10 protein-coding genes are annotated in these 12,383 nt (G+C 68.2%); 1 reads left to right on the plus strand and 9 read right to left on the minus strand.

Annotation, left to right across the window (positions count from 1 at the left end):
• Nucleotide 1: 1 nt before the first annotated feature.
• The 7 genes from WHX56_RS02235 to WHX56_RS02265 form a co-directional block, all read right to left on the minus strand.
• The gene (locus tag WHX56_RS02235) at nt 2-1,660 is read right to left on the minus strand and encodes an amidohydrolase family protein (protein ID WP_287755898.1); all 1,659 of its coding nucleotides are present in this window, start codon (nt 1,658-1,660) and stop codon (nt 2-4) included.
• A gap of 5 nt (nt 1,661-1,665) precedes the next feature.
• Nucleotides 1,666-2,913 (minus strand): amidohydrolase family protein, encoded by a 1,248-nt coding sequence (locus tag WHX56_RS02240; protein WP_338880187.1) that lies wholly within the window; start codon nt 2,911-2,913, stop codon nt 1,666-1,668.
• Between the two features lie 27 nt (nt 2,914-2,940).
• Nucleotides 2,941-3,822 carry an ABC transporter permease gene (locus WHX56_RS02245; protein WP_287755897.1) on the minus strand — a complete coding sequence of 294 codons (882 nt, stop codon included), beginning with the start codon at nt 3,820-3,822 and terminating at the stop codon, nt 2,941-2,943.
• Between the two features lie 9 nt (nt 3,823-3,831).
• Nucleotides 3,832-4,875 (minus strand): ABC transporter ATP-binding protein, encoded by a 1,044-nt coding sequence (locus WHX56_RS02250; RefSeq protein WP_129243946.1) that lies wholly within the window; start codon nt 4,873-4,875, stop codon nt 3,832-3,834.
• Nucleotides 4,876-4,878: 3 nt separating this feature from the next.
• Nucleotides 4,879-5,724, minus strand: coding sequence for an ABC transporter permease (locus WHX56_RS02255; protein ID WP_244235124.1), 846 nt, complete (start codon nt 5,722-5,724; stop codon nt 4,879-4,881).
• 246 nt (nt 5,725-5,970) lie between these two features.
• Nucleotides 5,971-7,059 carry a M14 family metallopeptidase gene (locus tag WHX56_RS02260; RefSeq protein ID WP_338880188.1) on the minus strand — a complete coding sequence of 363 codons (1,089 nt, stop codon included), beginning with the start codon at nt 7,057-7,059 and terminating at the stop codon, nt 5,971-5,973.
• A gap of 1 nt (nt 7,060) precedes the next feature.
• The gene (locus tag WHX56_RS02265) at nt 7,061-8,398 is read right to left on the minus strand and encodes an MFS transporter (protein WP_287755895.1); all 1,338 of its coding nucleotides are present in this window, start codon (nt 8,396-8,398) and stop codon (nt 7,061-7,063) included.
• 178 nt (nt 8,399-8,576) lie between these two features.
• Here WHX56_RS02265 and WHX56_RS02270 point away from each other — a divergent pair, with 178 nt between their 5' ends.
• A complete protein-coding gene (locus tag WHX56_RS02270) occupies nt 8,577-9,506 on the plus strand; it encodes a LysR substrate-binding domain-containing protein (protein WP_338880189.1) in 930 nt (309 codons plus the stop codon).
• Here WHX56_RS02270 and WHX56_RS02275 read toward each other — a convergent pair.
• Both WHX56_RS02275 and WHX56_RS02280 read right to left on the minus strand, forming a co-directional pair.
• Entirely contained in the window at nt 9,503-11,044 is a 1,542-nt protein-coding gene (locus WHX56_RS02275) for a hydantoinase/oxoprolinase family protein (protein WP_338880190.1), read from the minus strand. The two genes, WHX56_RS02270 and WHX56_RS02275, sit on opposite strands and share 4 nt — an antisense overlap.
• A 10-nt stretch (nt 11,045-11,054) precedes the next feature.
• Nucleotides 11,055-12,161, minus strand: a complete 1,107-nt coding sequence (locus tag WHX56_RS02280; protein ID WP_129243965.1) for a DUF917 domain-containing protein — start codon at nt 12,159-12,161, stop codon at nt 11,055-11,057.
• Nucleotides 12,162-12,383 lie beyond the last annotated feature (222 nt).

Below are 12,383 nucleotides of genomic sequence, written 5' to 3' on the forward strand. Positions count from 1 at the left end.
GTCAGGCCCCCGCCTGCGCGTCGTCGCAGGGAGAGCCCGCGGGCGAGCCGCCGAAAGGCGGGCGCTCGCCGTCCGGATCGTCCGCCCAACTACCCTGGACCATGGCGCGCACGTCGGCCAGCAGTTCGGCCGTGTCGTACACCACGCCGGACTTGATGGTGGTTTCCAGGCAGCGCTGCCATTCGACTTGCGCCGTCGCGTCGTTCAGGCGCATGGCACCGGTGCCGAACAGCAGCTTGAAGTCGGTCAGCGGATTCTGGTTGTGGATCAGCAGGTCGGCGCGTTTCTGCACGTCGATGGAGCCGGTGTCGTCATCGATGCCCAGCAGCGCCGCGCTCTGCGACGTGGCCGCGCGCAGCACCTCGATGGGATGGAAGCCCGCCTCCTGCAGCAGTTCCAGTTCGCGGACGAAGCCGAAGCCGTAGATCTGGAAGATGAAGCCGGAATCGCTGCCGGCGCAAACGCGGCCGCCCAGGTTCTTGTATTCGTTGATGAATTGCATCCACAGCCGGTAGTTCTGCTTCCACTCAATCTCGTTGGTGGTGCTCCAGCGATACCAGTAGGCGCCATGCCCGCCGCGCTGCGGCTGGAAGTACTTCCAGACCGCTTTCCAGGTGTATTCGTCGTGCCAGTCGGCGCGGCGCGCGCGCATCAGGTCGCGGTTGGCGTCGTAGATGTTGAAGGTGGGCACGAAGGTGTGGCCCAGTTCCAGGAAGCTGTCCATGACCTCGCGCCACTTGGCCGATCCCGGCTGCGCGGCCTGCATGAACGTCTGCCCCGCGACCGCGAAGCGGTAGTATTCGTCGCTGTAGTTGTAGTCGGTGGGGAACGACTGCACCACGCGGTCCTCGAACAGGGCCTCGGGCAAGCCGTAGTAGTGCTCGGAACTGGTCAGGCCCCAGCGCGCCGATTTCAGCGCGTTCACCCGCGTGACGGCCATTTGCGCATGGTGGCAGCCCGATCGCAGGCCCAGTTGCGCCGCCTCGTCCAGCGCGGCCTCCATGATGGCGGGCGGCGCGCCGAAGAACTTGATGCCGTCCGCCCCGCGCGCGGCCAGTTTGCGCACCCATTCACGGCCCTGCTCCGGCGTGTGGATGGTCTTGACGCGGTCGTTGACCGCCGGAAACACCGAATGCACCACCATGCGCGGCGCGGCGATCCTGTTGGCGGCGGACAGCTCGCGCTGCTCGAGCGTCCAGCCCAGCCCGCCCATGGCGCCCATCTCGCGCACGGTGGTCACGCCGTGCGCCAGCCACAGCCGGTAGATGTAGTCGGCGGGCGGCACGATGCCGCTCATGGCGTGGTAGGGCGTGCCGATGTGCGCGTGCGCGTCCACGAAGCCCGGCGTCACGAATTTGCCGTGGCAGTCGATTTCATGGTCGCCCGGCCCCGGACGCCGCTTCGGGTCGATCGCCTTGTGCGGCGTGCCCACGTTCACCAGCCCCGTGATCCGGTCGTTCTCGATCACGATGTCCACCGGCCCCCACGGCGGCGCGCCGGTGCCGTCGATGATCGTGGCGCCGCGCAGGATCAGGCGGGGGAACGGCCCCAGTCCGCGGTCCCGGGGCGCGGGCGCCGACGGCGGATGCCAGCCCTTGGCCGCGTTGACGTCGCGGGATTCTTCGCCGACTTCGGATTGCTGCTGCGTGGGATCGCTCATGGCGCCTATGCCCCCAGTCCGTTGTGTTCGATGACGCCGCCCTTCATGATCAGCGCGATGCGCTCGCCCTGGCCCAGCAGGCAGGACAGGTCCCGGTAGGGGTTGCCGTCCACCAGCAGCACGTCCGCCAGCGCGCCGGCCTGGATGCGGCCCAACTGCCCCACCTGGTTCAGGACCTCGGCGGCGGTGGTGGTGGCGCACTGGATCACTTCCTGCGGCGTCAATACTTCGGCGCGGATGCGGAACTCGTCGCTTTGCAGCCGCTGCGAAGGCCCCAGCAGGTCGGAGCCGTAGCCGATCTTCACACCCGCCTTCTTGTAGATCTCCAGCGAATGCAGGCCGGCGGTGCGCACCGTGGCGATCTTGGCCACCGAGTCCGGCGGCAGCCCGTAATCGGCGCCCTCGTTCGCCAGCGCTTCGTACGTCACCAGCGTCGGCACCACGAATGCGCCCTTCTCGGCCATGTAGCGCGCCACTCGCTCGTCGACCAGATTGCCGTGCTCGATCGTGCGCACGCCGTTGCGGATGGCGCGTTCGATGGCGTCCGCCGTGTACGAGTGCGCCATCACATAGGTCTGCCGGCTGGCGGCCTCGTCGACGATCACGCGGATTTCCTCTTCCGAGTAGCCGTAGGACGCGATCGGGTCCGTCGGCGAGGCGACTCCGCCGGACGCCATCATCTTGATCTGGTCCGCGCCCATCTGCAGTTCCTGGCGCACCGCCTTGCGGACGTCGTCGATGCCGTCGGCCACGCGGCCGATGTCGCCGGCGCGGAAGCAGCAGCCGCAGAAGCTCATGGGCCGCAGGTGGTCGGAGCGCGGGCGCGGATCGCCGTGCCCGCCGGTCTGGCTGATCGCGCGGCCCGAGATGAACAGGCGCGGGCCCTTGACCGTGCCCTCGTTCACGGCGCACTTCAGGCCCCAGCCTGCGCCGCCCGCGTCGCGGACGGTGGTGAAGCCGCGGCGCAGCATCGCCGCCATGATGGGCACGGCGCGCATCATGACCAGCGCGTCCGGCAGCACGCCCTGCGTGCTGAGGTTCAGTTGGGTGGCCAGCACGTGCACGTGCAGGTCGATCAGGCCGGGCATGAGCGTGCGGCCCGCGGCGTCTATGGCGTGCGCGGACGCCGAGGCGATCGGCTTGTCGGAGACTTCCTTGATGACGCCGTCCTCGACCAACACGTGCCGGCCTTCCAGCAGGTCCGCCTGCAAGGGATCGAGCAGGTTCGCGTTCTTGAACAATACAGAAGCCATGAGGGATTCCTTTTTGTGGAGTCGGGTTCAGGACGCCATGGTCTTGATATAGCGGCGATGGATCAGCCAGTTGGAAATCAGGGCGATGACGAGCGTGCCGCAGACCAGGATGACGGCCAGCGCGGCGCCGAAGGGCCAGTTGGAGGCGCGGGTGATCTGGTCGTACAGCGCGGGGGCCATCATGGTCAGGCCGGAGCCTCCCAGCAGCACCGGCGTGGCGTAGGCGTTCATGCACAGGATGAACACCAGCATCGTCCCCGCCGCCACGCCGGGCGCGGCGATGGGCAGCACGATGCGGCGCAGCGTGGTGAAGAAGCTGGCGCCGACGTTGCGCGCGGCCTCTTCCACGGACAGGTCCATGCCTTCGAGCACGCTTTGCAGCGTCAGGATCAGGTAGGGCATCACTACCGCGGTCGTGCCGATGACCACCGCCGTGGGCGTGTACATCAGGGTCAGCGGCCGGTCGATCAGGCCCAGCCCCTGCAGGATGGCGTTCACCACCCCGGCGTTGCCCAGCGCCACCATCCAGCCGGCGGCGCGCACCACGTTGCCCACCATCAGCGGGAACACCAGCAGGATCACGAACAGGCTCTTGTAGCGGCTCTGCGTGCGCGCCAGGAAATACGCCACGGGAAAGCCCAGCACCAGCGCCAGCACCGTGCACAGCCCGGCGATCCCCAGGGTCGTGAGGAAGATGTCGCGGTAGTAGGGATCGCCGAAGAACTTGGCGTAGTTCTCGAACGTGAAGGCGGTCTGCATCAGTTCCGCCGGGTCGAAGCGGTTGAAGCTGTAGCGCGCCAGTTGCAGGATGGGAACCAGGATGATCGCCAGCACCACCAGCGATGCCGGAAACGCCAGCCCCGGCCCCAGCCAGCCCCTGCGGGGCCCGTCTTGCGTCGCGGTCGACATGGGGGGCTCCTATTGTGTGAACGACACGCAGTCGTCGGGCTCGAAGCACGCGTAGACGCGCGCGCCGGGGGCCGGCTGCGCCTGGCGCGCGCCGCCGTTGGCGACCTGGCTGACCATGCGGTCGCCGCCTTCCAGTTGCACCCGCACCTCCAGGATCGATCCCAGGTAGAGCGAGGACTCGACCACGCCCGCCAGCGCGTTCCCGCCCGAAGGCTGCTCCCGCAGGCTCACCCGCTCGGGCCGCACGCCCAGGTGCGTGGCCCCGGAGCCGCCCTGCGCCGCGATGCGCTGGCCGGCCTCGGTCTGGAAGACGTTGTCCGCGCCGCGGCCCTTGAAGACGTTCATCTTGCCCAGGAAGTCGGCCACGAACAGGTTGGCCGGCCGCTCGTACAGCGTGTCGGGCGTGCCGACCTGCTGCACGATGCCATCGTGCATGATGGCCATGCGGTCGGCGATCGCCAGCGCCTCTTCCTGGTCGTGCGTGACGAAGACCGTGGTGAGGCCCAGGCGCCGCTGCAAGGCGTGGATTTCTTCGCGCACTTCCACCCGCAGCTTGGCGTCCAGGTTGGACAGCGGTTCATCAAGCAGGAAAACCTTGGGTTCGATGGCCAGCGCGCGCGCGATCGCGACGCGCTGCTGCTGCCCGCCGGACAATTGGCGCGGGTAGCGGTCGCGCAGTTCGCTCATGCGCACCATGTCCAGCACGCGCCGGATCTTGCCGTCTCGGTCGGCCTTGGGGATCTTGTGCATTTCCAGGCCGAAAGCCACGTTCTCCGCCACCGTCATGTGCGGGAACAGCGCGTAGCGCTGGAACACCATGCCCGTATCGCGCTTGTGCACGGGCAGGCGGGTCACGTCGGTTTCGCCGATGCGGATGCGCCCCGCCGTGGGCGCGATGAAGCCAGCGATCATGCGCAGGGTGGTCGTCTTGCCGCAGCCGCTGGGGCCCAGGAACGCGACCAGCTCCCCTTCCGCGATCTCCAGCGAGAAATCGGACACCGCCACCGCCGCGCCGAACTGCTTGCGGATGTTTTCGATCGAGACCTTCGCCATCTTCTACACCACCTGACTGAGTTTCACGTAGCGGTCGGTCACAAGCATGATGATGCCCAACAGCAGAATTTGCACCGAGGCCACCGAGGCGATGGTCGGATCTAGATTGAATTCCAGGTACTGCATGATCGCGATGGGCAGCGTGGTGCGCCCGGGCCCGACCAGCGACAGCGACAATTCGAGGTTCTCGAAGGACACGACGAAGCTGAACAGCGCGGCGGCCACGATGGACGGACGCAGCATGGGCAGCGTCACCCGCATGAACGCCACCGGCGCGCTCGCGCCCAGGTTGCGCGCCGCTTCCTCGATGGATCCGTCCAGGCCCGCCATGCCGGCGGTGACCAGCCTGACCGTCCAGGGAATGGTCAGGCACACGTGGGCGATCACCAGCCCGCCGAAGGTGCCGACGATGTCCTGGTCGAAGACCTCTTCGGCGCGCAGATAGAACAGGTAGATGCCCACGCCCGCCACGATGCCGGGGATCAGCAGCGGCGACAGCAGCAGGGTATTGATGCCCTTGCTGCCGCCGAAGCGGTAGCGGGCGATGCCCACGGCGGCCAGCACGCCCATGGCCACGCCGATGAAAGCGGCCACCAGCGACACTTGCAGGCTGAACAGGAAGCCGTTGGCGAAGGCGGGGTTCTCCCAGGCCTTCACGTACCAGGACAGCGTGTAGCCGGACGGAGGGAAGTAGAGGATGGCGTCCTTGAAGAAGCTCAGCCAGACCACCAGCACGATGGGGCAGAGCATGAACGCGTACATGAGGACGACGAAGACGCGGTGCAGCCACGTCGCCCATGGGATCACCCGCAGGGGCTGGTCCCGGACGGCCGCGACGGCCGAGTTCAAAGGAGGCGCGTTATGCAAATCCCTGGTTCCTTGTCAGCTATGCCGGCTAGGTTTGAAACTCCTCCGGTAAGGACTCTTCGGCCTCTACGGTTAACCAGAGCATACGGACGGGTTGCTGCGCGGCTCAACTAGGGATAACCCACCACTAGGAAAATCCCGGACACGTCTTGGAATGCACACATCAGAAGGTGCAACCCGCCGCAATGCCAAGGCGGCGGCAGGTGCAACCCGGCCTTGCCGGCCGCGCTACGCCTCCAGTCCGCACAGCGCCTGCAACACGGCAACCCGGCTCTGGCCCAGCACCATGCCGTGCCAGTCGTCCTGGCCGCAGTAGAACGCGTCCAGCGTGGCTTGCAGGATCTGGCGCCGCAATGCCTCGCCGGCCTCGGGATAGGCGCGCAGCCAATTGCGGCCGCGCAGCGCGTGGACCACGTCTTCCCACGGCAAGGTGCCGAACTCCAGCGCCATGAGAGTGGGTTCGGAATCGGGGCAGGCCTGGTAGATCAGGCCGGCCAGATGCCCGGTGATGTCCACCGACGCGGAACTTCCCTGGTACGGCACGGCGATGTCGCTGCCCCACCAGCGGCGCGCCCGCGCGACCTCGGCCTCGTCGCGGCGGCCGGCGTAGATCTTTTCGCCGTGGCCGCGCGGGCCCAGGCCGGTGTGCACGTCGATCCAGCCGATGCGCGCATGGCGGCTGGCGTGCGTGCGCAGAATGGCGCGCAGGTTCGCGAGCGACGCCGCCGGGCCGCCGCCGCCATAGAACAGGCCGTCGGCGTGCGTGTACTGCCCCTGCGAGACGGCCCGGGTCACCGCGGGCAAGCCGTGCTGCTCGATATGGCGGGCGAGGTCCCGCCGGTTCTGCTCCGTCGGCGGCCATTCCTTGGGCAGCAGCAGGCCGTGGACCAGCCCATAGCCGGGATTGGACGGCAGCGGGCCGCCGTCGAACGGCTGCGCGTTGCGGTTCAGGTCCACGTTGCCTTCGTCCGTGCGCGCGATCCACGAGAATCCGTAGGGGTTCACAGCGTGCACCAGCAGCAGGGCCACGCCCGCGCGGCGCGCCCGCTCCAGCATCGGCGCGTCGTCCAGCAGCGCCAACTGGCAGCCCGAACCGCAGAAACCCTCGACGCCGTGCGTCGCCGAAGTCATGATCAGCAGCCGCTCGGCGTTGGCATCCCCGATCAGGGCCACGTCGGTCGCCAGCGGCTCGCCTTCGCTGCCCAGGGGCTCGATGGCGTAGGACTGGACGTGCGCGGCCAGGGGAGCCGCCGCCGCCAGGAAGCGGTCGCGGGCCTGGGCGTAGCTGGAGGAAAAATAGCGGTTCGCGGATTGCATCTCATGCCTCTCGGGTATCGATTTCGTGGCCGGTGCGGTCCCGGATCCAGAACAGCACCACGGTGGAAAGCGTCACGGTCACCATCAAGTACCAGGCCGGCGCCATCGGATTGCCGGTGACGTGCAGCAGCCAGGTCACGAAGAATTGCGCAAAGCCGCCGAAAACGGAAATGCCCAGCCCGTACACGACCGACATGCCTGTGGTGCGCACCGCCTTCGGGAACAGCTCCGGCAGCATGGTGATCACGGGCGCGGTCTGCAAGGCCAGCAGCACCGCCAGCAAGGCGATCACCGTCATCAGCCGCCCGGTGCTGGGCGCGGACACCAGCCACTGGAAACACGGCAGCAATGCGCACACGGTGGCCGCGCGCGACCAGAAGATCACCTTCTTGCGCCCCACCCGGTCGGCCAGCATGCCGACGAACGGCGCGATCAGGAAACCGATAGCGCCCAGCACGACGCTGGCGGACAGGGTGGACGTTGCGGGCAGGCCCAGTTCCTTGTTGGCGTAGGCCGGCATGTAGAAGCCGATGATCTGCGCGCACACCATGCCGCCGATCACCAGCAGGATGCCCTTGACCACGAGGGCCTTGTGTTCGGCGAACACGCGGCGCAGGGGCTGATGGCCGGCGGACGCCGCCGGCTGCGCCGCGCTGGCGCGCGACGGCTGTTCGAGCGTTTCCTCCAGATTGCGCCGGATGTAGGCGCCCACCGGCACCGTCAGGATGCCGATCACGAATGGCACGCGCCAGCCCCAGGCCTGCATCTGCTCCCTGGTCAGCGCGGCCGTCAGCAGGGCCACCGTGAGCGCGCCCAGCATCACGCCCAGCGACTGGCTGCCGAACTGCCAACTGGAATAAAAGCCGCGCTTCTCCGGCGGCGCGTGCTCCACCAGCAGCGTGGTCGACGCGCCCACTTCCCCGCCCGCCGCGAAGCCCTGGACCAGGCGCGCCAGCACCATCAGCACCGGCCCCGCCGCGCCCATCTGCGCGTGGGTCGGCGCGGCCGCGATCAGCGCACAGCCCAGCCCCATCAGCCACAGGGTCAGCGTCATGGCCGCGCGCCGCCCGTGGCGGTCGGCATAGGATCCGATCAGCATGCCGCCCACCGGGCGCATCAGGAAGCCGACGCCGAAGGTGGCGGTGGTCAGCAGCAACTGCCCGTAGCCCGAGGCGGCCGGAAAGAACAGCGGCCCGATGACCAGCATCAGGAACGTGAAGACGGTGAAGTCGAAGAACTCCAGCGCGTTGCCGATCGTGGTGCCGGCGATGACGCGCCGGCGCATCGCCGGCGTGTGGAGATCCTGCCGGCCCGGCGCGGCGGCGATAGCGATAGACATTTTTTCCCCTTGATGTCCGTTCCGGTGGCGGCCGGCCCGTGAACCCGGACGCTGCGCCTGCCCCGTGAGCATGAATATACGGACGGCAAACGATAAGGAAAAGACAGTATTTTTGTTCCAGCGAATACTTTTTCTTATATGCTGGCGCTGGTCGATTCCCGGATCCGGACTCCGCCCCATGAACCTGCGCCAACTACGCGCCTTCGTACTGATCGCCGAGCACGGCAGCATCCGCGCCGCGGCGCGCGCGCTGTTCGTCACCCAACCCGCGGCCACGCGCAGCCTGCGCGAACTGGAGCAGAGCGTGGGCGCCGAACTGGTGCGGCGCAGCGCCCGGGGAGTGGAGCTGACCGTCTATGGCGAAGCCCTGTACAAGCGCGCCGTCCTGATCCTGCAGGAAGCGCGCAGGGCGCAGGAAGAAATCGGACAGATGCGCGACGGCGAAGGCGGCACGCTGAACCTGGCGTTCAGCTCGGCCGCGCTGACGGTGCTGCCCGCCGCGCTGGCCGCCTTCCGCGCGCGCATGCCGCGCGTGGCCGTCGCCTTCAACGAGGTGGCGCCGCCCTACAGCCATGAACAACTGGAATCGGGCCGCTACGATTTCCTGGTGCAGACGGAATACGACGGCGACATCGACGACGGTTTCGCCCGCGCCACGCTGTTCACCCTGCCGCTGGCGGTCGGCGCGCGCGCCGGCCATCCGCTGCGCCACGCCCGCAGCCTGGCCGAACTGCACGATGCCCTATGGCTGCTGCCCGGCAACCTCCAGGCGCCCGCCAACCTGCTGCGGCTGGCCTTCGCGGCCCACAAGCTGCCGGCGCCCCGCGACGTGATCCCGTGCCAGTCGATCGCGGTGGCGCTCGCCATCATCGCCGAAAGCGATGCCCTGGGCATCTTCGTGCGCAACCTGTTCGACCACAGCCTGCTGCCGCGCGGCCTGCGCATGCTGTCATTGGCGCACGAACTGCCGGCTGCTCGCGTTTCCATCCTGACCCGCGCCGACTCGCCGCCCACTCCGGCGGCGCAATGCTTCATCGATTGCCTGCTGGACGCGCGCGCGGGCACGGCGGACGCGGGCGCGCCAGGGCCGCGCCCGAAACGCGCCTAGCGCGCGCGCCCGGCGATCTCGCCCACCACCCGGACCCGCGCCCTTACGGCGTTTCCAGGCAGATAGGCCAGCGGAATGTCTTCCTGCTCGATCACGGTGATCGTTTCCGCGTCCGCGCCCGCCGCCACGGCGCGCTCCACCGCGATGCCGCGCGCGCGTTCCAGCAGTTCCTCGCGGCCCAGGTTGGTGAAGATCTGGTCGACCTCGCCCGAGACCTGCGCGATGGCCGCGCCCACGGCGTTCGCCACGGCATGGTTCTCGACCCGCACCACGTCGGAGAAGCCCGCGACCCGGTCGGGAATCAGGACCGAACCGCCGCCCACGGCGATCAGCGGCACCTCCCGCGCATCGCTCTTCATACGGTCGCAGGCCTCCGCGATGGCGTCATGGATGCGGGCAAGCGCGCCGCGCACCATGGCCGGATCCAGATGCGCCACCCGGGCGCGGTCGCCGATGTCGGCCAGTCCCGCCGCGACGGCGATATCGGTGCAGGTGAGCTGCTGGCCGCCGAATACCAGGGCCTCTTCGAGCAGGCGGTGGCCGACGCTGACCGGGCCGACCTGCAAGGTCTGCGGATCCACCAGCGTCCCGCCGCCCACCCCGATGGAAAGCAGGTCGGGCATGCGGAACGCGGTGCGCACGCCGCCCACTTCCACCATATTGTTGGCCTGGCGCGGAAAGCCGTTCTGCACGTAGCCCACGTCCGCCGTGGTGCCGCCGACGTCGCAGACCACCGCATCGTTGATCGAAGCCAGGAACACCGCCCCGCGCATCGAATTCGTGGGGCCGGACGCGAAGGAATGCACCGGGAAGTCGCGCGCATTCTCGGCCAGGGTGACCGTGCCGTCGTTCTGGGTCAGGAACAGCGGCGCGCGGATGCCGCTGTCGGCCAGCGCCTGCACGAACGCGTCGGTCGTCTTGTGGGCCAGGTCGATCAGCGTGGCGTTCAGCAACGCCACGTTCTCCCGGCCCAGCAGGCCGATGCGGCCCAGTTGGTGCGAATAGGTGATGCGGCAGTCGGGATGCTCCTGCAGCAGGATCTCGCCCGCGCGCAGTTCGGCCGCGCCGATCAGGGGCGAGAAGACGCCGCTGATCGCCACCGTGGAAACGCCCGACGCGCGGATGGCGCGCGCCGCGTCGCGCACCGCGGTTTCATCCAGCGGCATCAGCTCGCGGCCGTCGAATTCATGGCCGCCCTGCACCAGGTACGTGCCACCGTTGACCTTTCGCGCCAGGTCCTCGGGCCAATCGCAGAACGGCAGCAGCGACGCCGCCGCCGGCAGGCACACGCGCAGCGCGGCGGCCGGTTCCAGGTCGCGGCGCTGCACGACGGCGTTGGTGAAATGCGTGGTGCCGATCATCACGGCGTCCGGCGTGGCCGCCGGCGGGCAGGCCTGGATCAGCGCGGCGAGCGCGCGCCGCACCCCCGTGGTCACGTCAGAGGTGGTGGGCGACTTGACCGCGCCCAGCACGCGGTTGTCCTGCACAAAAACGGCGTCCGTGTTGGTGCCGCCTACGTCGATGCCTATGTGTTTCATGTCAGGGGCTCTATGCGAAGACCGAGCGATAGTCGAAATCGAAGCCAAAGGCGCGCGGGCCGACGAGTTCCAGTCCGCGCGGCGTGGTGAAGACGGACGGCGCGGGCAGCGCCAGCACGCTCACGCGCTGGCCGAACCGCAGCACGTCGGTCCCGATGCCGTCGCCGCTGACCGAATCCAGCACGCAGATCAGGTCGGGCGTCATCACTTCGGGCACGCCGTCGCGCTCGCCCACCGAGAATTCATTCTGGAAATGCAGCGTGTACCGCGAACCGCGGTCCTCGCCCAGGCCTTCGAGCACGGCGCGGCCGCGCAGGAATCCCGCCGTGGTGCGGCGCTCGACGTCGACGACCTTGCCGGTGAACATGCGCTTGCCCGCCGTTTCCTGCAGCACGGCGCCGATCACGTCGTCGTGCTGGCGGCGCGCGCGCAGCACCACTTCGCCCAGGCGGATCGCCTTGCTGACGGTATAGAGAATGCCGTGGTCCTTGACTTCGCTGCCTCGCCGCGGCGTCTTGCAGGTGGCGGCCGTGGACCCCATTTCGACCACGACCTTGCGGCTCAGGCGCTCGACCCAGGTGGCCGAGGCGGCGCGCGTCACGATGACCTCGTTGTCGCGGATGTCGGCGACGGCCAGCGGGTACATGGGCAGGTCGTTGGCGGCGAAGCTCGTCATCTGGGCCTCCGGATAGGCCCGGCCCATGCTGTCCGCATCCACCACGGGCAGGCCCGTCAACGCCGCCACCATGAAGGGCTGCAGGCCGTTGCCGCCGCCGATCTCCAGGGCCATCACGGCGCGGAAGCGCGCACCGCAGTATTCCTCCATCATGCGCACCGGCTTGACCGCGAAATGCGGGTCGGCCAGGCGTTCCTGCCCGACCAGCGGCGCGCCCATGCCCGAAACCACCGCGACGCGGTCGTCGTCGTCCAGGTACATGGGATCCAGCAGAGAGACGCTGTAGCCCTTCTTGTAGAGCTGGCGCATGTTCAACAGTTTCTGGTACGGATCGCCGCCGCCGCCGGTGCCCAGGATCCAGGCGCCCACGGCCAGGGCTTCCATCTCTTCGGCGGATACGACGCGCGTTCCGGTGTTCGTGCTTGCGGCTACAGATAGCATGGTTCGATGAAGTCAGAAGTGAGCCGGGATGGGAGACAAACCTTACTTCGCCGCGATCTGGCGGGGCAAATTGAATATGCGCATGTCTCGCATAGACCCAAATCATGCGCCTGCATGTGTTGAACCTATGTGCCGCATTCTTCGTATTTATTTGCCGTGGCCTGGTGCATCTGCAAATATCAGGCCACGTCCTCCGGCACCGACCGGCAAGCGATATACAAG

The organism is Achromobacter veterisilvae, from assembly GCF_037619525.1.
In the GTDB taxonomy this organism is placed as follows: Bacteria; Pseudomonadota; Gammaproteobacteria; order Burkholderiales; family Burkholderiaceae_B; genus Achromobacter; species Achromobacter veterisilvae.

Coding starts and splice junctions, on each gene's coding strand:
- WHX56_RS02235 (WP_287755898.1), bottom strand. CDS start 1,660: ATGAGCGATCCCACGCAGCAGCAATCCGAAGTCGGCGAAGAATCCCGC.
- WHX56_RS02260 (WP_338880188.1), bottom strand. CDS start 7,059: ATGCAATCCGCGAACCGCTATTTTTCCTCCAGCTACGCCCAGGCCCGC.
- WHX56_RS02275 (WP_338880190.1), bottom strand. CDS start 11,044: ATGAAACACATAGGCATCGACGTAGGCGGCACCAACACGGACGCCGTT.
- WHX56_RS02250 (WP_129243946.1), bottom strand. CDS start 4,875: ATGGCGAAGGTCTCGATCGAAAACATCCGCAAGCAGTTCGGCGCGGCG.
- WHX56_RS02265 (WP_287755895.1), bottom strand. CDS start 8,398: ATGTCTATCGCTATCGCCGCCGCGCCGGGCCGGCAGGATCTCCACACG.
- WHX56_RS02280 (WP_129243965.1), bottom strand. CDS start 12,161: ATGCTATCTGTAGCCGCAAGCACGAACACCGGAACGCGCGTCGTATCC.
- WHX56_RS02245 (WP_287755897.1), bottom strand. CDS start 3,822: ATGTCGACCGCGACGCAAGACGGGCCCCGCAGGGGCTGGCTGGGGCCG.
- WHX56_RS02270 (WP_338880189.1), top strand. CDS start 8,577: ATGAACCTGCGCCAACTACGCGCCTTCGTACTGATCGCCGAGCACGGC.
- WHX56_RS02240 (WP_338880187.1), bottom strand. CDS start 2,913: ATGGCTTCTGTATTGTTCAAGAACGCGAACCTGCTCGATCCCTTGCAG.